Source organism: Demequina litoralis (assembly GCF_030418455.1).
GTDB classification, from domain to species: Bacteria; Actinomycetota; Actinomycetes; order Actinomycetales; family Demequinaceae; genus Demequina; species Demequina litoralis.
On the sequence record NZ_JAUHPW010000003.1, the window covers coordinates 222832 to 243464 of the forward strand.

Genomic DNA, 20633 nt, shown 5'->3' on the forward strand with positions numbered 1-20633 from the left:
GGGCCTCCGGGGGTCGGGCGGCCCGTCGGGGCCGACGCGGATCGGGCGTCCCGGAGCACTGGCCGGGAGGCCTGGGGTCAGGCTAGGCACGCGCGGTTTCGCCTATGTTTCCGTGGTCGCGGCGGCCGCGATCGCGCCCGCCACCGCGGGGATCGACTCCCGCAGCGCACCGAGCGATACGCGGATGTGGTCGCCGGTATGCGGACCCTCCGCGTCGCCGTTGAGCTCGCTGCGCACCAGGAAGGCGGAGCCGCGGCTCACGCGGATGCCGTGCGCGGCGAGCGTGACGCGGGCGGCGTGCTCGTCGCGCACGGGCACCCAGGCGTTGAGGCCGTCGGCGGTGGCCGCGTCGATGCCCGCCCCGCGCAGGCACGCGGCGAGCTCGCGCTGACGGATGAAGTACGCGTGCCGCGCCCTGTCGATCGCATGGACCGACGCCCGGCTGGTGAGCAGGTCGTGGAGCACGGCCTGGAGCAGGCGCGACGTCCATCCCGGCCCGAGCACGCGGTAGCCCACGATGCGCTCGACCGCGGCGGCGGGTCCGCCGAGGGCCGCGATGCGGAGGTCCGGGCCGTGCGACTTCGAGAAGCCCGCGACGTGGATGGTGCGGTGGGGGATCCACGCGCCGAGGCTCACCGACATCGCGGCGGCGACCTGCCCCGTGTGGTCGTCCTCGATCACCACGGCGTCGCGGCCGTAGCGGTGGCGCTCGAGCACGTCGGCGAGCCGCGCGGCGCGCGCGGGGGTCATCGACACGCCGGTGGGGTTGTGCGCCCGGGGCTGGATCACCACGGCCGCCGGCCGGGACGCGAGCGCGGCCTCCAGGCTCTCCGGCACCATCCCCTCGGCGTCGATGCGCGCGGGCACGGCCATGAGGTGCAGGTGGTCGAGCAGGTCCAGCAGCACGGGGAACGTCGGCGTCTCGACCACGACACGGTCGCCGAAGCGCGCGACCGACCGCAGCGTCCGCTCGATGCCGTCCATCACGCCGTCGACGACCGTGAGCGCGCCCACCTTCGACGGCCACAGCTCCCGCAGGGGCGCCTCGAGCTCGGGCAGGAGCGGCGGCTGGAGGTACGAGGAGACGGCCGCGCGGCGCGGCGCCACGCGCTCGAGCGCCGCGGTGATGTCGGGCAGGAGCATCGGGTCGGGCATGCCCAGTGCCAGGTCGAGGCGGGGCATCGGCGCATCGTCCCCCCGGTCCGCCAGGTGGCCCGAGCGTGGCGTGAGCCACGGCGTGCGCGGCTCGAGCACGTACGAGCCTGCGCGCCCGCGGACCTCGATGAGACCCGCCTGCACGAGGCCGTGCCACGCCTGGCTCACGGTGCCCGGGCTCACGCCGAGCCGCGTCGCGACCGCGCGGACCGTGGGCAGCCGGGTGCGCGGGGCGATCTCGCCCGTGCGGATGAGCATCGACAGCGCCGACGCGATGCCCTGCGGGTTCGGCTCCTCGATATGGGCCGCGAGCGTGTCGATCAGCACGGGGCACCCTCCTGTCCGGCACGGGCGGCGGCTGCGCGAGCCGTAACGAGGCCTTTACCGCAGGTAACCCAAGGGAAATGTTCAATCAGCACAGTAACAGTCACCGGCGCGGACACCAGGAACCGAGGAGCAGGCATGAGCGTGATCAGGGCGGCCATCACCCAGACGACGTGGACGGGCGACAAGGAGTCGATGCTCGACAAGCACGAGCAGTTCGCGCGCACCGCGGCCGCTCAGGGTGCGCAGGTCATCTGCTTCCAGGAGCTCTTCTACGGCCCCTACTTCGGCATCACCCAGGACAAGAAGTACTACCGCTTCGCCGAGCCGGCCGACGGCCCGGTGGTGCAGCGCTTCGCGGCGCTCGCGAAGGAGCTGTCGATGGTGATGGTGCTCCCCATCTACGAGGAGGAGCAGACCGGGGTGTACTACAACACCGCGGTGGTGGTCGACGCCGACGGCACCATCCTCGGCAAGTACCGCAAGAACCACATCCCGCACGTCGAGAAGTTCTGGGAGAAGTTCTACTTCCGGCCGGGCAACATGGGCTACCCGGTGTTCGACACCGCGGTCGGCAAGGTCGGCGTCATCATCTGCTACGACCGCCACTTCCCCGAGGCGTGGCGCGAGCTCGGCCTCAACGGCGCGCACCTCGCCTTCAACCCCAACGCCACCAAGCCGGGGCTGTCGAACCGGCTGTGGGAGATCGAGCAGCCCGCCGCCGCCGTCGCGAACGGCTACTTCGTGCTCGCCCCCAACCGCGTGGGCCTCGAGGACAACGAGTACGGCGACGAGGCGGTGAACTTCTACGGCACCAGCCAGATCGTCGACCCGCGCGGCAACTACGTCGGCGAGCTCGGCTCGGGCGAGGTCGAGGAGATCCTCATCCGCGATCTCGACCTCGGCCTCGTGCAGGAGATGCGCGACGACTGGCAGTTCTACCGCGACCGCCGGCCCGACACGTACGACGAGATCACGGCGCCGTAAGGGAGGCACGGACATGGCAACCACGCTGATCACGGGAGGCACCGTCGTCTCCGCCACCGGCCGCGTGCTCGCGGACGTCCTCGTCGACGGCGAGACCATCGTCGCGGTGCTCGCGCCAGGCTCGACGGCGCTCGGCCACGACCTGCCGCGCACCGTCGACCGCGTCATCGACGCGACCGGGAAGTACGTCATCCCCGGCGGCATCGACGCCCACACCCACATGCAGCTGCCGTTCGGCGGCACGTCGGCCTCCGACACGTTCGAGACGGGCACCGCCGCGGCCGCGTGGGGCGGCACCACGTCGATCGTCGACTTCGCCGTCCAGACCTACGGGGGCAAGGTGCAGGACGGCCTCGCCGCCTGGCACGAGCTCGCCGCGGGCAACTGCCACATCGACTACGGCTTCCACCAGATCGTCGGAGGCGTCGACGACGACTCGCTTGCGGCGCTCCCGTGGCTCGTCGACGAGGGCATCACCAGCTACAAGATGTTCATGGCCTACCCGGGCGTCTTCTACGCGGACGACGCGCAGATCCTCAAGGCCATGCAGGTCGCGGCCGACAACGGGCTGCTGACGATGATGCACGCGGAGAACGGCCCCGTCATCGACGTGATCGCCGAGCAGCTGGTCAAGCAGGGCAAGACCTCGCCGTACTACCACGGCATCGCCCGCGTCTGGCAGGCCGAGGAGGAGGCGACGCACCGCGCGATCATGCTCTCCGACATCACCGGCGCCCCGTTGTACGTGGTGCACGTGAGCGCCAAGCAGGCCGTCGCACAGCTCGCCGCCGCCCGCGACAACGGCAAGAACGTCTTCGGCGAGACCTGCCCGCAGTACCTGTACATGTCGCTCGAGGAGCAGCTGGGCGCGACCAGCGAGGAGTGGGGCGACTTCGAGGGCGCGAAGTACGTGTGCTCGACCCCGGTGCGCTCGCGCGCCGAGGGCCACCAGGACCACATGTGGCAGGCGCTGCGCACCAACGACCTGCAGATGGTCTCCACGGACCACTGCCCGTTCTGCATGAAGGACCAGAAGGAGCTGGGTCTCGGCGACTTCCGCAAGATCCCCAACGGCATCGGCTCCGTCGAGCATCGCATGGACCTCATGTACCAGGGCGTGGTGACCGGGCAGATCACGCTCGAGCGCTGGGTCGAGCTCACGTCGACCACGCCGGCGCGCATGTTCGGCATGTACGGCAGGAAGGGCGTGATCCAGCCGGGCGCGGACGCGGACATCGTGATCTACGACCCGAACGGCCACACGTCGATCGGCATCGACAAGAAGCACCACATGAACATGGACCACGCCGCGTGGGAGGGCTACGAGATCGACGGCAAGGTCGACACGGTCATCTCGCGAGGTCGCGTGCTCGTCGAGGGCGACGCCTTCCACGGCGCCAAGGGGCACGGGAAGTTCCTCAAGCGCGGCCTGTCGCAGTACCTGATCTGAGGAGGCTCGACATGGACTTCGGGGTCGTTCTGCAGACCAACCCGCCCGCGCAGCGCACCGTCGCGCTGGCGAAGCTCGCCGAGGAGCACGGCTTCTCGCACGCGTGGACCTTCGACTCGCACCTGCTGTGGCAGGAGCCCTACGTCATCTACAGCGCGATCCTCGCGCAGACCCACCGCATCAAGGTGGGCCCCTACGTCACGAACCCGGCGACCCGCGACTGGACCGTCACCGCGTCGACCTTCGCGACCCTCAACGAGATGTACGGCAACCGCACCGTCTGCGGCATTGGCCGCGGCGACTCCGCCGTGCGCGTGCTCAACGGCAAGCCCGTGTCCGTCCGCGAGATGCGCGAGTCCGTCCACGTGATCCGCGAGCTCGCGAACTGCCGCCCCGTGGAGCACAACGGCGCGACCCTGCAGTTCCCGTGGGCGCGCACCAGCGAGCTCGAGGTGTGGGTGGCCGGCTACGGTCCGCTCGCGCTCAAGGCCGCGGGCGAGGTCGGCGACGGCTTCATCCTCCAATGCGCGGACGTCGACATCGCCCGCTGGATGATCGACACGGTCAAGACCGCCGCCTCGAACGCCGGCCGGGACCCCGACAGCCTCGAGTTCTGCGTCTCCGGCCCCATGTACATCGGCGAGGACTGGGAGCACATGCGCGACCAGTGCCGCTGGTTCGGCGGCATGGTGGGCAACCACGTCGCGGACATCGTCGAGAAGTACGGCAAGGAGGGGTCGATCCCTGCCGCGCTCGCCGAGTACATCGAGGGCCGCCAGGGCTACGACTACAACGAGCACGGGCGCGCGGGGAACACCCACGCCGACTTCGTGCCGGACGAGATCGTCGACCGCTTCTGCGTGCTCGGCACCGCGGAGGAGCACGTCGCGAAGCTCGAGGCGCTGCGCGACGCGGGCATGACGCAGTTCGCGGGCTACCTCCAGCACGACAACAAGGAGGAGACCCTCCGCGTGTACGGCGAGCACGTGATCCCCGCGATCGCGGACGCCATCACCGCGAAGGCGTGACGCGGGTGACGATGCGGATGGGCAGGGCGGCGGCGATCCTCTGGGGCGTCGCCGGCGTGCTCGCCGTCGTCATGCTGTGGGAGGGGTACAAGGCGCTCGCCCCCGCCGACGGCATCGTCGTCGGCGACGTCACCGTGCTGCCGCGCACCACGGACATCGCGATGCCGCACGTGTGGGACATGGTGACGCGGCTGTTCGAGCCCGTGACCCGGGCCGCCGGCGCGGACATCCTGTGGTGGGCGGTGCTCCAGGCCGCGGCCTTCTCGCTCGGCATCGCCGCGGTGGGATGGGTCATCGGCGTGGTGTCGGGCATGGGTCTCGCGCTGCTCATGCAGCGGTGGATCACCGCCGAGAGCGCCGTGCTGCCCTGGGTGGTGCTGAGCCAGACGGTGCCGCTCATCGCGATCGCGCCGCTGGTGCGCCGCTGGGGGTCGAGCATCCACATCGGCTCGTTCGAGTGGCAGAACTGGATGTCCGTCGCGGTCATCGCCTCGTACCTGGCGTTCTTCCCCGTCGCCGTGAGCGCGCTGCGCGGGCTGAAGTCGCCGCCCGCCGCGGACATCGACCTGTTCCGCTCGTACGCCGCCGGCTGGTGGACCACGCTGCTGCGCCTCCGCCTGCCGTCCTCCGTGCCGTACCTGCTGCCCGCGCTGCGCCTCGCCGCCGCGAACGCCGTGGTGGGCACCGTCGTCGCCGAGGTCTCCATCGGCCTCGGCGGAGGCATCGGCCGCATGATCATCGAGTTCGCCGCCACCGCGAGCGGCGACCCCGCCAAGACCTGGGCCCCGATCTTCGGCGCCGTGCTCATCGGGCTCGTGTCCGCGGGGTTCGTCGCGCTCATCGGCGTCGGGCTGCGGCGCTACAGGAGAGGAGAGGTCCCCGCATGACCGGCACCCCCGTCGCCGTCCGCATCGACGGCGTCGACAAGGTCTTCCGCACCCGCAAGGGCGGCGAGGTCCACGCGTTGTCCGACGTCAGCCTCGACGTCGCGGCGGGCGAGTTCGTGTCCCTCATCGGCCCCTCCGGCTGCGGCAAGAGCACGCTCATGCGGCTCGTCGCCGACCTCGATCCCCTGACGTCCGGAGAGATCACCGTCTTCGGCAAGAGCGTCGAGCAGGCGCGCAAGGACCAGGACTACGGGATCGCCTTCCAGCAGGCGGGCCTCCTGCCGTGGCGCTCCGTCCGGGCCAACATCGAGCTGCCGCTCGAGATCCATGGGGTCGACGCGCGGGATCGCAGGGACCGCTCGGACGAGCTGCTCGCGCTCATCGGCCTCGAGGACTTCGCCGACCATCACCCCGACCAGCTGTCGGGCGGCATGAAGCAACGCGTCGCGATCGCGCGCGCCATGGCCGAGCGCCCGCGGCTGCTGCTCATGGACGAGCCGTTCGGGGCGCTCGACGAGATGACGCGCGAGCACATGCAGAACGAGCTCGTGGCGCTGTGCCAGGAGACCGGCGCCGCGGTGATCTTCGTCACCCACTCGATCCCTGAGGCGGTGTTCCTGTCGGACCGCGTCGTCGTGATGTCGCCGCGCCCGGGACGGATCACCGACATCGTGCCGCTCGACTTCAAGGCCCGCGACGAGGACCTGCGCGAGGACACGGCCTTCTACGAGGGTGTCACCGCGGTGCGCACGCTGCTCCACGGCAGCGAGCAGGGCGGGCCCCGGGGGGTCGAGAACCGATGAGGATGGCCTCGACCGCGCGCACGCTGCTCGCCCCGCTCACGCTCGGGGTGATCGCGATCGCGCTGTGGCAGGCCCTCGTCGTCGCGCTCGCGATCGAGCCGTTCCTCGTGCCGAGCCCGTCCGGCATCGCCGGCGCGTTCGCGGACTCGTTCGACCGCATCGTCGACGCCGCAGGCAAGACCGGGCTCAACGCCCTCATCGGCCTCGTGCTCGGCGCCGTCACCGGCATCCTCGTCGCGATCATCGCGAACGCGCTGCGGTTCCTGTCGCAGATGCTCGCGCCCGTGGTCGCCGCGCTCGCGGTCATCCCGATCGTCGCGCTCGCGCCGGTGTTCTACGCGATGTTCGGCGCCGCCGCCAACACCGGCCGCCAGCTCGTCGCGGCGATCGCCGTCTTCGTCCCCATGTACCTCAACACGATGCACGGCCTCCGCCAGGTCGAGCCCGTGCATCGTGACCTCATGCGGTCCTACGCGGCCACGGCCGAGCAGACCAACCGCATGGTCCTCATCCCCGGGGCCGTCCCGTACGTCCTCACCGGCCTCAAGATCGGCTCCTCCCTCGCGGTCATCTCAGCGCTCATCGCCGAGTACTTCGGTGGCCCCGCGAACGGACTCGGCATCGCGATCACCTCCGCGGCGGCGGGCAGCAACTACACGGCGGCGTGGGCGTACGTCCTCGGTGCCGTGCTGCTCGGCGCACTGTTCTACGGCGTCACGGCGGGCATCGAGGCCCTGTCGCAGCGCCGGCGCGGAGGGTCATAGGCGTCCGCCGGCGGGGCGGTCGATCAACGGAAGAACGGGAAACCGAGGGGAAGGAACAGGGATGGCTCTCATCTCACGACACGGCCGCGGAGCGGCCGCACTCACGGGCACGGCGATCGCCGCGCTCGCGCTCGCGGGCTGTACCGCTAGCGCCGAGGACACGACCGACGACGCGACGGGCTCGTCGGAGGCTCCCGCGGAGCTCACGCCGGTCTCGGTGCAGCTCCAGTGGCTCACCCAGGCGCAGTTCGCCTGCTACTACGCCGCGGCCGACCAGGGCTACTACGAGGAGGAGGGGCTCGAGGTCGAGATCATCCCCGGCGCGGTCGACATCGTGCCGATCGACGTGCTCACCTCGGGCGGCGCCGACTTCGCCGTCTCCTGGGTGCCCAAGGTGCTCGGCGCGATCGAGCAGGGCGCGGCGGTCACGAACATCGCGCAGATCTTCGAGCGTTCCGGCACCACGCAGGTCGCCTTCAAGGACTCCGGCATCACGTCCGCGGCGGACTTCGCCGGCAAGAGCATCGGCTCCTGGGGCTACGGCAACGAGTGGGAGCTCATCGCCGGCATGCAGGCCAACGGCGTCACGCTCGACGATCTCGCGGGCGGCTCGACCGTGCAGCAGGCCTTCGACATGAACGCCTTCATCGCGGGCGACATCGACGCGGCGCAGGCGATGACCTACAACGAGTACGCGCAGGTCCTCGAGACCGTGAACCCGGACACCGGCGAGCTCTACACCGCTGACGACCTGATCGTCATCGACTGGAACGACGAGGGCACCGCGATGCTCCAGGACGCCATCTGGGCCGACGCGGAGCGGCTCGCGTCCGACGAGGACTACGCGGCCACCGCGACGTCCTTCGTCAAGGGCACGATCAAGGGCTGCGTCTACGCGAAGGACGAGCCGCAGGCGGCGGCGGACATCGTGACCGCGGCGGGCTCGACGCTCGGCACGTCGCACCAGCTGTGGATGACCAACGAGGTCAACAAGCTGATCTTCCCGTCGACCTCCGGCGTGGGCCACATCAACGAGGACCAGTGGGACTCGACGGTCGCCATGGCGCTCGACACGGTCAACCCCGAGGGTGCGACCATCATCACCACAGAGCCGCCGGAGACCGCGTACTCCAACGAGTACGTCGACGCGGCGCTCGAGGAGCTGAAGGCCGAGGGCGTCGACGTCATGGGCGAGGGCTTCGAGCCCATCGAGGTGACGCTCAACGAGGGCGGCGAGTAGGAGCCAGCGCTCACAGGCGGGCGGGCCGGTCCCTCGGGGCCGGCCCGTCTGCGTGCCCGCTCGCGCCGCCCGCCGCTCGCGTCCGCCGCTCGCGTCCGCCGGCTCCGGCCCCCGCAGGGGTAGGCGCTGGTCGGAGCCCGCGCTTCCGAGCGCGTCAGTGGTGGAGGGTTGCCGCCGCGCCCGTGGACCCCGCGACGCGCACGATCTGCACCGCGTTGCCGGTGTCGCGGGCCTCGAAGCCCAGGTGGTCGTACAGCCGCAGCGCGGTCGCGTTGGACGCCCCGGTGTGGAGGAACGGCCGCCTGCCTGCCTCGCGGATCCCGTGCGCGACGACCTCCATGAGCACGGTCGCGAGCCCTCGTCCGCGATGCGTGTCGCGCGTGCATACCGCGCTGACCTCGGTCCACGACCCCGTGGTGAGCCGCTCGCCGGCCATCGCGACCAGCCGGCCGTCCTCCTTGATCCCGTAGTAGGCGCCCATGAGGTGGGTCTCGGCGAAGAAGGGCCCGGGCTGCGCCTCCGCGATGAGCGCGAGCATCGCGGGCGCATCGTCCGCCGTCAGCCGGACCACGCCCTCGTGGCGCCGTCCGAAGCTCTCCGGCACGGTCATCTGGACCACCTCGAAGTGCGCGGTCTCCTCCCAGCCGGACGGGACCTCGCGGGGCAAGCCGAACAGCACCACCTCGTCCCCGCCCGCGATCGCCGCGAGGTCGTCCCAGTCCCGCGCATCGTCACCCGGCGGGATCGCCGCGAACGAGGCCACCGTGGGCCGGTACCGCGCGGCCTCGCCCCGCCGGATCGACAGGGGACGATGCGCGCCGGACAGCGCGTGCCACACGGGATGGTCGAGCTCGGTGAGGGGCATGAGACCGATTCTCCCGCGCGCTGGGAGGTGCTGGGTGACCGGAATCGCCGGCCGCCCAGCCCCACCGCCGAAGCGCCACCGCCCGGCGCCCTGCCGCTGCGGCACCGCCCCGTGCGGCGCGCTCGCGTACAAGTCGTGCTCGCGTATTTCAGGAATCGCTAGAACAGCCCCGCCCGAGGGCGGTTCCGCTGCCCGCTGCACGTCCTGTTCAAGCCTGCGTTGAAATACGCGGACACGAAGTGCGCGCCCACGCGCCGACACGCACGCGCCCCGACACGCCCGCGCCCCGACGCCCCGACGCCCCAACCCTCAACGACCTCATCGACGCCGCGTGAAGCATCGACCGCTTGGCTGCGAGCGCCGAATCGAGCACTCCGGACCTCGCAGCGCGCACGGCGGAGACGTCAGGCCAGCCGGCCGTCCTCCATGCGCACCACCCGGTCGGCCATGACCGACGCCTCCGCCGGGTCGTGCGTGACGAGCAGGCCGGTGGCGCCGGAGGCCTGCAGGATGTCGCGCACCTCGACCGCGAGGCGCGCGCGGAGATCCGTGTCGAGGGAGGACAGCGGCTCGTCGAGCGCGAGCAGGCGGGGCCGCGGTGCCAGCGACCTGGCGAGGGCCACGCGCTGACGCTGCCCGCCGCTCAGCTCGGTGACCCCGCGCTGTCCCAGGCCCTCGAGCCCCACCAGCGCCAGCAGCTCCTCGACCCGCGCGACCCGCGCCGCGCGACCCATCCCGGACATCTCCAACCCGAAGGCGATGTTCGCGCCCACCGTGAGGTGGGGGAAGAGCTGCCCGTCCTGGAAGACCAGCCCGAAGCCCCGCTTGTGCACGGGCACCCGGGCAAGGTCCTCGCCGTCCCACGCAACGGTGCCGCCCGCCTGCTCGACGATTCCCACGACCGCGGACAGCAGCGAGGACTTGCCGCAGCCCGACGGCCCCAGCAGCGCGAGCGTCTCGCCGCGGCGGATGGACAGCGAGACCCCGCGCACGGCCTCGACGGGCGGCGTGCCGGGGTAGGCGACGCGCAGGTCGCGGACCTCGAGCCCGCTCATATCTCCGCCCCCACGGTGGTGCGCAGGCGCTCGGACGCGAGCATGATGGCCGCGGTGATCGCGGCGAGCAGGACGGATGCGGCGAAGGCCATGCCCACATTCTCGATGCCGGGCCGCGACAGCAGGCGCGCGATCGCGGTGGGCAGCGTCGGGCGGTCCGGTCGGGCGACGAAGGCGGTCGCGCCGAACTCGCCCATGGAGATGGCGAAGGCGAACGCGATCGACGCGGCCGTCGCGGAGCGCAGCATCGGAGCGTCGACCCGCCACAGCACGCGCCAGGGCGAGGCGCCGAGCGTGGCGGCGGCGGCACGCAGCCGCGGGTCGATCGCGCGCGCGGCCGGGACGAGCGCGCGCACCATGAGCGGCAGCGCGACCACCGCCTGAGCGATCGGCACGAGCCACCAGGACCCGCGCAGGTCGACGCCCAGCACCGACCGGTTGAGCGTGAGCAGCACCCCGAGGCCCACCACCACCGCGGAGACGCCCAGCGGCAGCATGACGAGCGACTCGAGCGCCGACGCACGCCGCGACCGTCGCGCGACCAGCTGCGCCGTCACGATCCCCACCAAAGCGGCCATCGCGGTCGCCACCGTCGCGGTCACGAGCGACGTCAGCGCCGCCTGCCACAGCGGGGCGGACAGCGTCGAGCGGGCGGGCGGGTCGCCCAGCAGCGCCGCGTAGTGGTCGAGCCCGTAGCCGTCCGTGGTGCGCAGCGACCGCTCGACCAGCGCGATGCCGGGCAGGACGAGCAGCGCCACGGTGGGGGCGAGGGCGGCCGCGAGCCCCCAGCGCTCGCGGCCGCGGGGCGCCCTGGCGGGCTCGACCGCCGCGGGAGGACGGGGCGCGCGGGCCCGCGCGCTCACCCACAGCGCGATCGCGACGAACACCACCTGCACGAGCGCGAGCACCGCCGCGGCGCGCAGGTCGAGGAACTGGTTGACCTGGAGGTAGATCTCGGTCTCGACGGTGCGCACGCGGGATCCGCCCAGGATCAGCACGAGCGCGAACGACGTCGAGCAGAACAGCAGCACCACCGCGGCGGCCGACGCGATCGCGGGGCGCAGCGCGGGCAGCGTCACCCGCACGAACGCCCGGCCGGGGGACGCCCCGAGCGTGCGCGCCGCATCGGCCATCCGCGGGGACAGCGACTCCCACGCCCCGCCGACGATGCGCACCACCACGGAGATGTTGAAGAACACGAGCGCCAGCACGATCGCCGTCACGGACTGGTCGAGCCCGAGGCCGCCGAGCAGCCCCGACCGGGAGAACAGTGCGGAGAACGCGGCGGCGACCACGATCGTAGGCAGCACGAACGGCACGGTCACGAGCGCGCGCATCGTCCGGGCGCCCCGCCACGAGAACCGCGACAGCGCCCACGCCGCGGGCAGCCCCAGCAGCAGCGCACCCGCGGTGCCCGCGACCGCGAGCCCCACGGTGGTCGAGATCGCGTCGAGCGTGCGCGACCGGGCAAGCACCTCGAGCGCCCCCGCGAGGTCGCCGCCGCCGAGCCCGTCCTCGCCCAGCAGGCCCCTCACGATGACGGTGCCCGCGGGCCACAGGAAGAAGAGCCCGAGGAAGGCCAGGGGCACGCCCGCGAGCGCCCACCAGAGGCGGGCGCTCGCGGGCCAGGGCGTCATGACGGTCGTCTCAGTCGAGGACCGTGGCGGTCCACTCGTCGATCCACTCGTCGCGGTGCGCGTCGATGTCGGCGGGGTCGACGGACAGCGGCGCGGCGGCGAGGGGGGCGAACTGCTCCCAGTCCGCCGGCACCTCGGCGGTGGTCGACACGGGGTAGACGTACATGCTCTCCGGCAGCGTCGACTGGAAGTCGTCGGACAGCAGCCAGTCGACGACGACCTGCGCGCCGGCGGGGTTCTCCGCGCCCTCGAGGACGCCCGCGTACTCGACCTGGCGGAAGCACGCGTCGAGCATGGCGGCGGTGGTGGGCTCGCCGTCGATGACCTCGTACGGCGGCGAGGAGGCGTAGCTGAGGACGATGGGGTAGTCGCCGCCGTAGTTCGGTGCCGAGAAGTCCGTGTAGTAGGTGTCCGACCAGGAAGCCGTCACCCGCACGTCGTTGGCGCGCATCGCGGCCCACCACTCGGTCCAGGCGTCGCCCTTCGCCGCGATGGTCGCGAGCAGGAACGCGAGGCCGGGGGAGGAGGTCGCGGGGTTCGTGACCGACACCATGCCGGCGAACGCGGGGTCCGTGAGGTCGTCGAGCGTGGGCGCGTCGTCGGGGAAGGCCGCGAGGTCGTAGTTGAGGCATACGTCGGAGAAGTCGATGGCGGTGAGCAGGTCCTCGGCGCCGGGGACCGCGTACGCGGCGGCATCCCCGGCGGCGGGCACGTCGGGCGCGTACGCGGACAGCACGCCGTTGTCGACCGCGCGCGACGCGAACGTGTTGTCGATGCCGTAGACCACGTCGCCCAGCGGCGCGTCCTTGGTGAGGACCAGCTGGTTGACGAGCGTGCCCGCGTCGCCGGGCTGCACCAGCTCGACGTCGATGCCGGACTCGGCCTCGAAGGCGGCCAGCACGTCCTCGGGCACGGCGAAGCTGTCGTGCGTCACCAGGCGGACGGTGCCGCCCGTCTCGGTGGACGATGCGGCGGTCGCCTCGGCGGTGGCCGACGTGCCGGGCTCCGCGGTGGTCGAGCAGGCCGCGAGCAGCATGGTGGACATGGCGGCGGCCGTGACGGCCGCGGTGCGCGTGACGCGCATGTTTTCCTCCCGGAATAGGAGGGGACGAGACTCGACTCCCTACGCCGGTGCGAGCCGGATCAGGTTCGAGGGTCTGCGGCGTTCCGCACTCTCAGCGCCCTGGGTCCGTCGCGGATGCCCGCGAAAGGAGGCGCTCCCCTGTCGTGTCCGGCCAGGATAGCGCGGCGTCAGCCGCGGACGGTCACGGCGTACGAGGCCGTCGCGGCGACCGACCGGGTCGGCTACTCCGCCAGGTACGAGCCGAGCACCGCCTCGAGGTGGCCCGAGCCAGGGCCCAGGTCCTCGGTGCCGGTGGCGTAGACGAGGAGCTGGTGGCTGCCGTCGGCGACGATCCCGACGGTGTTGGTGAGCACGATGTCCTCGACCGGCAGGTCGAACTCCGAGATGTGGCCGACGTAGCCGTGCTCGGTGACGATCGCATCGTCCACCGAGAGCTCGTAGTCCGCCCCCGCGGCCGCCGCCTCGATGAACGATGCGACCTCGAGGCGGGGCGTGCTGGCAGCGCCCGCATCGGCCACGCTCATCACCATGAGGAGCGTGCCGCCGTACGCGAGGTCGCCCGCGGTGAGCCAGATCCCGTCGACGGCGATCTCGCCGCCTGCGTCCGCCGACATCTCGGCGGCCATGGCCTCCGCGCCCATGACGTCCGCGACGTCGGTCCAGGCGGGGTCGACCGCGATCGAGCCGTGGCCGTCCATGACCGTCACGGCGGTCCAGCCGTCGGCGGTCACCGCCGCGAGCGTGCGGGTGCCGCCGTCCTCGTCGGCGGCACCCGCGGTCGCGTCGACGGTGCCCTCCACGACGTTGACGAACGCGGACTCGACCGCGTGGGTGACCGCCGTGTAGACGAGGAAGCCGGCACCGAGCGCGGCGCCGACCCCGCCGGCGATCAGCCACGGCAGGCGGCGGCCGCGCTTCCGCGGCGGCGTCGGGACCGCGTCGACGCGCTGGTCGGTCCAGGAGGCGCCGTCCCAGTAGCGCTGACCCCCTGGCCGCTCGGCATCCGGGTACCAGCCCGCGGGAGCCGACGCCGAGGCGGCCTCGGCTGCTCGTGCGGTCTCCGGCGCGCTCTCCGCCGCGGGCGCGGCGAACGGGTCGCCGGCGGTCGGGTCGCTGTGCTGCTCGGGCATCGTCCCCCCTGGTGAATGGCCGTACCGCGGCATCCTAGGGGGACCGGCCGGCCGTCGCGGCCCGATGTGACGCGGTCGACAGGTGAGGCGGTGCCTCAGATGTCGATGCGGTGGAAGTTCTTCCAGCTGAGGGAGGCGGTGGGGCCCCGCTGGCCGCGGTAGCGCGAGCCGTAGCGGTCGGAGCCGTAGGGGTGCTCGGCGGGCGAGGACAGCCGGAAGAAGCACAGCTGGCCGATCTTCATGCCCGGCCACAGGTTGATGGGCAGCGTCGCGGTGTTGGACAGCTCGAGCGTGACGTTGCCCTCGAAGCCGGGGTCGATGAAGCCCGCGGTCGAGTGCGTGAGGAGGCCCAGGCGGCCCAGCGAGGACTTGCCCTCGAGGCGCGCGGCCACGTCGTCGGGCAGGGTGACGGACTCGTAGGTCGAGCCGAGCACGAACTCGCCCGGGTGGAGCACGAAGGGGCCGTCGGCGACGTCGACGAGACGCGTGAGCTCCGGCTGCTCGGCGGCCGGGTCGATGGCCGCGTACTTGTGGTTGTCGAAGACGCGGAAGAAGCGGTCGAGGCGCACGTCGATCGAGGAGGGCTGGATCATGTCCGCGTCGTAGGGCTCGAGGGCGACCCTGCCCGCGGCGATCTCAGCACGGATGTCCCTGTCCGAGAGAAGCATGAGCCCACCCTAGTCCGCCGATGCGCGGTGCACGGCGGTCCGCTGTGCATCGTCCCGGCCGCGTCCCGCGCCGCGCCCGGCACCTCTCCGGGCGCACGCATCGGTGCGCCGGCGCACGTCGTGACCGCGTATCTCAGCTCGGGCTTGAACAGCCCCTCGCAGCGGGCGGCGCAACCGGTTGGCTGCGGGAATGTTCAAGCATCGGCTGAAATACGCGCGAACGAGGTGTGTGCGAGCGCGCCGACATCGTCGCCCGGTCCGTCCCCACCCCACCCCCGCATCGTCCCGGCGCGCCGTTCGTGAGAGCGCTCTCTCGCGTTTCCCGAATCGTTTCGATAGGGTGGTTCCCGACACTCCGCCGGAGGCGCCGCAGGACGAGCGCGCCCCGACACGAAAGGCACCGCACATGCAGTTCGGCCACTTCGACGACGAAGCCCGCGAATACGTCATCACGACGCCCCACACCCCGTACCCGTGGATCAACTACCTCGGCGCGCAGGACTTCTTCGGGCTCGTGTCCCACACCGGCGGCGGCTACAGCTTCTACCGCGACGCCAAGCTGCGCCGCCTCACGCGCTACCGCTACAACAACGTGCCCGTCGACGACGGCGGCCGCTACTTCTCGATCAACGACGGCGGCGACGTGTGGAGCCCCGGCTATCGCCCGTACAAGACCGAGCTCGACTCCTTCGAGACCCGCCACGGCATGGGCTACACGCGCATCACGGGCTCGCGCAACGGCCTGACGGCGTCCGTGCTGCTGTTCGTCCCGGTCGACGTCAACGCGGAGGTGCACCGCGTCGAGGTCACCAACACGTCCGACGCCCCCAAGTCCTTCTCGCTGTTCAGCTTCCTCGAGTTCAACCTGTGGAACGCCGAGGACGACCAGACCAACTACCAGCGCAACCTCTCCATCGGGGAGGTCGAGGTGGTCGACGGCGCGATCTACCACAAGACCGAGTACCGCGAGCGGCGCGACCACTACGCCGTCTACGGCGTCAACGCCCCCATCGCGGGCTTCGACACCGACCGCGACACGTACCTCGGCTTCGGCAACGGCTTCGACGAGGCCGCCGTGCCCCACGCCGGCCGCGCCCAGAACAGCGTCGCCTCCGGGTGGTACCCGATCGCCTCGCACCAGCTCGAGGTCGAGCTCGCGCCCGGCGAGTCCAAGGCCTTCACGTTCGTGCTCGGCTACCTCGAGAACCCGCGCGACGACAAGTGGGAGGCTCCCGGCGTCATCCGCAAGGACGGCGCGCGCGAGCTCCTCGCCCGCTTCGCCACCGACGAGCAGACCCTCGCCGAGTTCGCCGCGCTCAACGCCTACTGGGACGGCCTGCTGGGCTCGTACACGGTGGAGTCCGGCCACGAGAAGCTCGACCGCATGGTCAACATCTGGAACCAGTACCAGTGCATGGTGACCTACAACATGTCGCGCTCGGCCTCCTTCTTCGAGACCGGCATGGGTCGCGGCATGGGCTTCCGCGACTCGTCGCAGGACCTCCTCGGCTTCGTCCACCTGGTGCCCGAGCGCGCCCGCGAGCGCATCATCGACATCGCGTCGACGCAGTTCGAGGACGGCAGCGCGTACCACCAGTACCAGCCGCTCACGAAGCGCGGGAACCACACGCTGGGCTCGGGCTTCAACGACGACCCGCTGTGGCTGATCCTCGGCGTCGCGGCCTACGTCAAGGAGACCGGCGACTTCGCGATCCTCGACGAGCAGGTGCCGTTCGACAACGACGAGTCCAAGGCCGCCTCCCTCATGGAGCACCTCAAGCGCTCGTTCGACCACCCGCTCAACAACACCGGCCCGCACGGCCTGCCGCTCATCGGCCGCGCCGACTGGAACGACTGCCTCAACCTCAACTGCTTCTCCACCGAGCCCGGCGAGTCCTTCCAGACCACCGGCAACCGCACCGGCGGCGTCGCCGAGTCGGTCTTCATCGCGGGCATGTTCGCCGCGATCGGCCCCGAGTACGTCGCGCTGGCGCGACGTCGGGGGGACGATGCGGAGGCCGACCGCGCGCAGACCGCCATCGAGGAGATGAAGGCCGCCGTGACGGAGCACGGCTGGGACGGCGAGTGGTTCCTGCGCGCGTACGACTACTTCGGCAACAAGGTCGGCACCCACGAGACGCAGGACGGCCAGATCTGGATCGAGCCCCAGGGCTACTGCATCATGGGCGGCATCGGCGTCGAGGACGGCAAGGCCGCCAGGGCCCTCGACTCGGTGCGCGAGCGGCTCAACACGCCCCACGGCATCGTCCTGCTGAACCCGGCCTACACCGAATACCACGTCGAGCTGGGCGAGGTCACGTCCTACCCGCCGGGCTACAAGGAGAACGCGGGCATCTTCTGCCACAACAACCCGTGGGTGATCATCGCGGAGACCGTGGTCGGCCGCGCCGAGCACGCGTGGGAGTACTGGAAGCAGATCGCCCCCGCGTACCGCGAGGAGCAGTCCGAGGTGCACCGCCTCGAGCCGTACGTGTACGCGCAGATGATCGCCGGCAAGGACGCCGTCCGCCACGGCGAGGCGAAGAACTCGTGGCTCACCGGCACCGCGTCGTGGAACTTCGTCACCGTGTCCCAGTACCTGCTGGGCGTCCGCCCGGACTACGACGGCCTCGTCGTGGACCCGTGCATCGGCGCCGAGGTGTCCGAGTACACCGTCCGCCGCGTCGTGCGGGGCGCGACCTACGTGATCACCGTGACCAACTCGGGCGGCAAGGGTGCCTCGCTCACCGTCGACGGCGTCCCGGTCGAGGGCTCGCTCGTGCCCTACGCTGAGCCCGGCTCCGTGGTCCAGGTGACCGCCACCGTCTGACCTTCCTTCCCGAGCCGTGAGGGCGCCGCAGCGGGTGCGGCGCCCTCACGCATGCCCCGGGAGTGTCGAGCGGCGCATCTACTGTCAAATGTTTACAGTAGCAATGTGCCATCGAACGCTGCCACCGCTGCTCTGGATCTCCCGGTTGTTCGCCGCGCTGCCAAGCTGCTCGAGCTCGGCGAGGATCAATGGTTCGACCGCAAGTCGGTTCGTATCAAGCCCGCGAAGCTTGCTGAATCCATCGCGGCGTTCGCCCATGCGGAGGGTGGGAGCATCGTTATCGGGCTCTCAGATGGGATCGTTGAGCGTCTGGATCGCGAGACATCGCGCATCAATGACCTTCGACAGGCATCGATCGACTTCCTCAGGCCTCCAGCGCCAGTACAGATTCGCGAGGTGGCCTGCCGTCGAGGCGACGGACTCGATGCGCATCTGCTCGTGATTCTCGTCGAGCCGAGTGAGCAGGTGCACGAGACGGTGTCGGGGGACTGCTATCTGCGCGTCGGGGATGAAAACCGAAGGTTGACATTTGCACAGCGTCAGGAGCTTGAGTTTGACCGTGGCCTCGCCAAGTACGAGGCACAGAAGCTTCAAGACCGCTCCTTCAGGGACCTATCTCCGGCGCTCGTTGAGTCATACCGCCGTGCAGCGGGCGCATCAGGTTCTCCGGAGCGCTTCCTTGCCACGCGTGGCCTGCTGACGTCGGCTCTCGATGTCACGGTGGGGGCGTACCTGCTCTTTGCGGAACACCCCCAGGACCTGTTCCCAAGTGCGTTCGTCCGCGTCCTGCGGTATTTCGGCACGGATCGTGGTTCGGGAAGCCGGCAGGCGCTCGACAGCGAGACGGACCTCCGGATCGAGGGGCCGATTCCGCGCGTCATCGCTGAAGCGACGCAGGTCATCGAGCGCAACATTCCACGGCGGCGAGCGCTCGGCGCGGACGGGAAGTTCTCGGCAATCCCGATTGTCCCCCGGGCTGCATGGCTTGAGGGCTTGGTCAACGCCGTCGTCCATCGTTCTTACAGCATGGGCGGCGACCACATACGCGTTGAGTTGTTTGAGGACCGAGTCGTGATCACCAGCCCTGGGCGCTTCCCAGGGCTCGCCAACCTGACCGACCCTCTCGAGGCCGTGCGGTACGCACGCAATCCGCGGATCGCTCGCGTGTGCTTTGACCTCAGCATCACGCAGGAACTTGGTGAAGGCATCCGTCGCATCTTCGAGGAAATGCGGGAACGAGGCCTGTCAGACCCGCTCTATGAACAGGGCAGCGGGCACGTGAGGCTGACGCTCTTGTCGCAGGCGCGCGTCAACGACCAGGTTCTGGCGAGCCTCCCGACGCAGGCACGGGCGCTCTTCAAGATGCTCGAAGGCGTCGATCGGCCTATGCGAACGGGCGACGTTGTCGACCTAGCGGGAATGAGCCGTCCAACGGTGCTGAAGTATCTCCGTATCTTGGAGGATGCTGGACTCGTTGAGTGGCGGGGTCAGAGCCCGAATGACAGAACTGCGACCTGGGGCCTGCTGGGCTGAGTGGCGCGCACTCTCAACAAAAGTTCGCAACAAACGTTTAGTGATCCTTGGCGAGTAGGCCTGGTGGATCGCCGGAATCTCATTGCGGCAAGCATGCAGATCGACATCGGGTGCAAGCCCTGTTGCGCAACAACGCGGCGCGCTGTTGTTCGATTCTGTCGCAGGAGCCGTGCAACGCCGCGCACGTCATCACGGTCGCCGACTCCGGTGGCACGGGCGCCTCGCACACCGTCGACGGCACACCCGTCGAGAGCGCGCTTGTGCCCTACGCGGAGCCCGGCTCCGTGGTCCAGGTGACCGCCACCGCCTGGCCTTCCCTTGCGGCTCCGTGGCCAAGGTGTCGGTGACTGTCTGACCTTGATCAGCGCGGTTCAGTGGAGTTCTTCGAACAGCGCGAGCGTCCTGCCCACGGTGTTCGCGAGCCATTCGGTCGGTGACACGTACGTTGTCGACCCGTCCGTGGTGTCGAAGAAGTGCATCGTGACGTGGCCTGCCAGCGGTGGCCCCAAGTGCGCCGGTCCGAGGCGCAACGTCGAACGCACCCGGTGCGGCGTGTCCGTCTCGACCCGGATGATGAGGTCGTTCGGTCGCACCCGAAGGCGTCGCGAGCGGATGCCGGCCGCCGTGAGATATCCGAACCGCAGCTCGCCACGATGCTTGAAGGCCTCGCCCAGCGGAATGGCGGTTCCTAGACGTCGAGGCTTGCGATGGCCGCCTCGCAGCGGCGGGAAGAAAGCGATCACCGGCACCTTCGGCACTTCGGCCTCGTGAAGAATCGAGAGCGCCGCATCGACCTGCGCGTCGAATTCCGCGCATTCGCTTGCGAATACATCACCGGGTGTCGGTGTTTCGACGCGGTTGCGTTGCGCGGCAAGATCCATGCGTTCGCGTGACAGCGCGTTCCTGATCTCTTCCTCGAACGTCATGCCTGGCACTCTAGCCGCCAGAGGTCGCGGTCTACCGGAGTTGCCCTCCAGCTCTCGCTGGTCCGCGGAGCGCGAGCGGTCAACCAAGTTGGAGTCGTCGAGCACGCGGATGCGTTTGTCGAAGGAGGTGTGCGACCTTGGCCGCGTCGCACTGGGTGCGCCTACGGGGAGCTCCGAGCATCAGTAGCGGCTTCAAGGACGCTGCCGTACCGGGGTGCCTATGCGCGCGTGCCTCCAACGTGCGCGCACGTGAGTCGTGTCACGAGC

17 protein-coding genes and 1 riboswitch are annotated in these 20633 nt (G+C 70.5%); of the genes, 9 read left to right on the forward strand and 8 right to left on the reverse strand.

Annotation, left to right across the window (positions count from 1 at the left end; translation table 11 throughout):
• Positions 1 to 102 precede the first annotated feature (102 nt).
• Complete coding sequence (locus QQX09_RS05490; protein ID WP_301131751.1) at positions 103 to 1482, reverse strand: aminotransferase class I/II-fold pyridoxal phosphate-dependent enzyme; 1380 nt, start codon at positions 1480 to 1482, stop codon at positions 103 to 105.
• Between the two features lie 135 nt (positions 1483 to 1617).
• On the opposite strand from QQX09_RS05490, the gene QQX09_RS05495 reads away from it, so the two are divergent.
• The 7 genes from QQX09_RS05495 (at position 1618) to QQX09_RS05525 (ending at position 8638) form a co-directional block, all read left to right on the forward strand.
• On the forward strand, positions 1618 to 2466 hold the full coding sequence (locus QQX09_RS05495) for a nitrilase-related carbon-nitrogen hydrolase (RefSeq protein ID WP_301131752.1): 849 nt from the start codon (positions 1618 to 1620) through the stop codon (positions 2464 to 2466).
• Between the two features lie 13 nt (positions 2467 to 2479).
• Positions 2480 to 3916, forward strand: coding sequence for a dihydropyrimidinase (gene hydA / locus QQX09_RS05500; protein WP_301131753.1), 1437 nt, complete (start codon positions 2480 to 2482; stop codon positions 3914 to 3916).
• A gap of 11 nt (positions 3917 to 3927) precedes the next feature.
• Complete coding sequence (locus QQX09_RS05505) at positions 3928 to 4944, forward strand: TIGR03842 family LLM class F420-dependent oxidoreductase (protein ID WP_301131754.1); 1017 nt, start codon at positions 3928 to 3930, stop codon at positions 4942 to 4944.
• Positions 4945 to 4955: 11 nt separating this feature from the next.
• Positions 4956 to 5831 (forward strand): ABC transporter permease, encoded by an 876-nt coding sequence (locus QQX09_RS05510; protein WP_301131858.1) that lies wholly within the window; start codon positions 4956 to 4958, stop codon positions 5829 to 5831.
• On the forward strand, positions 5828 to 6634 hold the full coding sequence (locus QQX09_RS05515) for an ABC transporter ATP-binding protein (protein ID WP_301131755.1): 807 nt from the start codon (positions 5828 to 5830) through the stop codon (positions 6632 to 6634). The genes QQX09_RS05510 and QQX09_RS05515 overlap by 4 nt, the downstream gene beginning before the upstream one ends.
• A 2-nt stretch (positions 6635 to 6636) precedes the next feature.
• The gene (locus QQX09_RS05520) at positions 6637 to 7398 is read left to right on the forward strand and encodes an ABC transporter permease (RefSeq protein ID WP_301131756.1); all 762 of its coding nucleotides are present in this window, start codon (positions 6637 to 6639) and stop codon (positions 7396 to 7398) included.
• Between the two features lie 61 nt (positions 7399 to 7459).
• Positions 7460 to 8638, forward strand: coding sequence for an ABC transporter substrate-binding protein (locus QQX09_RS05525; RefSeq protein WP_301131757.1), 1179 nt, complete (start codon positions 7460 to 7462; stop codon positions 8636 to 8638).
• A gap of 154 nt (positions 8639 to 8792) precedes the next feature.
• Here QQX09_RS05525 and QQX09_RS05530 read toward each other — a convergent pair whose 3' ends face one another.
• From QQX09_RS05530 to dcd, 6 genes are all read right to left on the reverse strand, one after another.
• Positions 8793 to 9503 (reverse strand): GNAT family N-acetyltransferase, encoded by a 711-nt coding sequence (locus QQX09_RS05530; protein ID WP_301131758.1) that lies wholly within the window; start codon positions 9501 to 9503, stop codon positions 8793 to 8795.
• A gap of 404 nt (positions 9504 to 9907) precedes the next feature.
• Positions 9908 to 10558, reverse strand: a complete 651-nt coding sequence (locus tag QQX09_RS05535) for an ABC transporter ATP-binding protein (protein WP_301131759.1) — start codon at positions 10556 to 10558, stop codon at positions 9908 to 9910.
• A complete protein-coding gene (locus QQX09_RS05540; protein ID WP_301131760.1) occupies positions 10555 to 12195 on the reverse strand; it encodes an ABC transporter permease in 1641 nt (546 codons plus the stop codon). Before QQX09_RS05540 ends, QQX09_RS05535 begins: the two co-directional genes overlap by 4 nt.
• A 10-nt stretch (positions 12196 to 12205) precedes the next feature.
• Complete coding sequence (locus tag QQX09_RS05545) at positions 12206 to 13279, reverse strand: thiamine ABC transporter substrate-binding protein (RefSeq protein WP_301131761.1); 1074 nt, start codon at positions 13277 to 13279, stop codon at positions 12206 to 12208.
• A gap of 19 nt (positions 13280 to 13298) precedes the next feature.
• Positions 13299 to 13429: riboswitch (TPP riboswitch) on the reverse strand.
• A gap of 71 nt (positions 13430 to 13500) precedes the next feature.
• On the reverse strand, positions 13501 to 14409 hold the full coding sequence (locus tag QQX09_RS05550) for a DUF2510 domain-containing protein (protein ID WP_301131762.1): 909 nt from the start codon (positions 14407 to 14409) through the stop codon (positions 13501 to 13503).
• Between the two features lie 95 nt (positions 14410 to 14504).
• Entirely contained in the window at positions 14505 to 15077 is a 573-nt protein-coding gene (dcd, locus tag QQX09_RS05555) for a dCTP deaminase (protein ID WP_301131763.1), read from the reverse strand.
• A gap of 406 nt (positions 15078 to 15483) precedes the next feature.
• On the opposite strand from dcd, the gene QQX09_RS05560 reads away from it, so the two are divergent.
• The gene (locus QQX09_RS05560) at positions 15484 to 17907 is read left to right on the forward strand and encodes a glycoside hydrolase family 94 protein (RefSeq protein WP_301131764.1); all 2424 of its coding nucleotides are present in this window, start codon (positions 15484 to 15486) and stop codon (positions 17905 to 17907) included.
• Between the two features lie 105 nt (positions 17908 to 18012).
• Positions 18013 to 19440: an ATP-binding protein gene (locus tag QQX09_RS05565; protein ID WP_301131765.1), complete on the forward strand. Its 1428-nt coding sequence runs from the start codon at positions 18013 to 18015 to the stop codon at positions 19438 to 19440.
• 371 nt (positions 19441 to 19811) lie between these two features.
• Here the strand turns inward: QQX09_RS05565 and QQX09_RS05570 are convergent, their stop codons facing one another.
• Complete coding sequence (locus QQX09_RS05570) at positions 19812 to 20366, reverse strand: hypothetical protein (RefSeq protein ID WP_301131766.1); 555 nt, start codon at positions 20364 to 20366, stop codon at positions 19812 to 19814.
• Between the last annotated feature and the right edge of the window lie 267 nt (positions 20367 to 20633).